The organism is Okeania sp. SIO3I5 (genome assembly GCF_010672085.1).
GTDB lineage: Bacteria > Cyanobacteriota > Cyanobacteriia > Cyanobacteriales > Microcoleaceae > Trichodesmium.
The window spans coordinates 1-2,219 of record NZ_JAAHHT010000481.1 but is presented as its reverse complement, the minus strand read 5'-3'; the positions used below and the strand labels follow the sequence as shown (position 1 = coordinate 2,219).

The window sequence follows — 2,219 nt, the reverse complement described above, 5'->3', positions numbered from 1 at the left end:
TTTTCCATCGGTGGATTTCTCAAATTTTCAGTGGTTCAAATTTTTTCCATAGTTAAAGTCAGAGTAAATATCGGTTCCTCTGAAAATTTTTTGATGCTCGGAGTGGAAAATCTGGAAATAGCAAATTCTCCATCAGTGGGTTTCTCAAATTTTCAGTGGTTCAAATTTTTTCCATAGTTAAAGTCAGAGTAAATATCGGTTCCTCTGAAAATTTTTTGATGCTCGGAATGGAAAATCTGGAAATAGTAAATTTTCCATCGGTGGATTTCTCAAATTTTCAGTGGTTCAAATTTTTTCCATAGTTAAAGTCAGAGTAAATATCGGTTCCTCTGAAAATTTTTTGATGCTCGGAATGGAAAATCTGGAAATAGTAAATTTTCCATCGGTGGATTTCTCAAATTTTCAGTGGTTCAAATTTTTTCCATAGTTAAAGTCAGAGTAAATATCGGTTCCTCTGAAAATTTTTTGATGCTCGGAGTGGAAAATCTGGAAATAGCAAATTTTCCATCGGTGGATTTCTCAAATTTTGGCTGGTTCAAATTTTTTCCATAGTTAAAGTCAGAGTAAATATCGGTTCCTCTGAAAATTTTTTGATGCTCGGAGGGTCAAATCTGGAAATAGCAAATTTTCCATCGGTGGATTTCTCAAATTTTGGCTGGTTCAAATTTTTTCCATAGTTAAAGTCAGAGTAAATATCGGTTCCTCTGAAAATTTTTTGATGCTCGGAGGGGGCAACTATGCAACGGCCACTTTTTAGATCCCAAAAAGGCACTTGCCTTTATATGTCAATGCCCGCGAGATTTAATCAGCAAACCCTCTCAACAAAAACAAAACGAATAATCTCATTTACATTTATTTTTAGGTAACGAGTGAGAAAGTTACTTTTTTATGATACACTGACTATTGTCCAACAGTTGAGAGAAAAATCATGGGTACTAGAGAAGCGTCTATGTTATTAGGTATCTCTCGTCAACGTCTGCTTGTTTTATTGGCTCAAGGAAGAGTCCAAGATGCTGAGAAAAATGGTAGATTCTGGGAAATCCCAGTTTCTGAGAATGGAATGCCTGTAATCATTCCGGCTCGGTGCGGTCCGAAAGGTCTCTGGCACAAGGAAAAACCCAAGGAACCTAAAATGATTCATGTTAATCAAAGCAACATTAAAGGTAATAAGGGTAAGCCTCCAAAGAAATTGAAACCAGTCCTTTCTGTTAAGGACGGCGATCGGAACGATTATGGTTATGAGTTATATATTCCAGGTCCTTGCCAAATCGTCTATGAACCTTACAAACCGGCAAAATGTGGCGCTCATTTGTGGATTAATACTTATGAGCCAGTGGAATTTATACATAATGAATTTTCATCAGATCCTGCAAGACAACCTAGCAAACAACTTTATATATATATATAGTTTGTTTCTGTAGGCAGTATTGTAAAGTTTTATTAATTTTATAGAAAAACATAGGAAAACAACTAAAAATATCTTAGACTAAGAAAGGATTGCAGAACAGCTCGTTAAATCTTTACAAGAGGGATAATGCAGTTAGTAGAACGTACTATTATTAAAAAAAATCATCCCAATTATAAATCACTTGATGCTCTAGCTTTCTTGTCTAAAAATCTTTACAACATGGCTAACTACATAGTTAGACAGGAGTTTATTAATAACGGAAATTATCTAGATTATAACAAGGTTCAAAAGTTATTACAGTCGGGAGTAGATTATCAAGCAATACCAGCAAAAGTTTCTCAGCAAGTTTTGATTCTTTTAGATAAAAATTGGCAAAGTTTTTTTCACGCTATAAGAGCTTATTATCAAAGTCCAAGTAAGTTTAAAAGCCGTCCTCAACTGCCAAAATATAAACATAAAAAGAAAGGGAGGAATATTCTAGTTTACACAAAGCAGGCAATTAGTAAACCTCAATTAGTCAAAAATCAGAAGATATTACTATCAAAAAGTAAACTATTTTTTGACAGTAAAATAAATTATGATTCTCTGCAACAAGTGAGAATTATTCCTAAGCTTAATTACTATGTTATAGAAGTGGTTTATGAATCTGTTGAAGTGAAATTAGATTTGTATAACTATTATGTAGCTTCTGTAGATTTGGGAGTAAATAATTTGGCGACTGTAACATCAAATAAAAAAGGTTTTCAACCCTTTATTATTAACGGCAGACCAGTCAAATCAATTAATCAATTCTATAATTATAAGAAGGGGA

At 33.5% G+C, this 2,219-nt stretch carries 2 protein-coding genes; both read left to right on the top strand.

Features of this window, described 5'->3' with window-relative positions; all coding sequences use genetic code 11:
• Positions 1-928: 928 nt before the first annotated feature.
• The gene (locus F6K40_RS39845) at positions 929-1,408 is read left to right on the top strand and encodes a hypothetical protein (RefSeq protein ID WP_293145745.1); all 480 of its coding nucleotides are present in this window, start codon (positions 929-931) and stop codon (positions 1,406-1,408) included.
• A gap of 126 nt (positions 1,409-1,534) precedes the next feature.
• On the top strand, positions 1,535-2,219 hold a 685-nt coding region (locus F6K40_RS39840), incomplete at its 3' end, for a transposase (protein ID WP_293145742.1).

Excerpts from the sequence above, each read along its gene's own strand:
- F6K40_RS39845 (WP_293145745.1), top strand. The coding sequence starts at position 929 with ATGGGTACTAGAGAAGCGTCTATGTTATTAGGTATCTCTCGTCAACGT.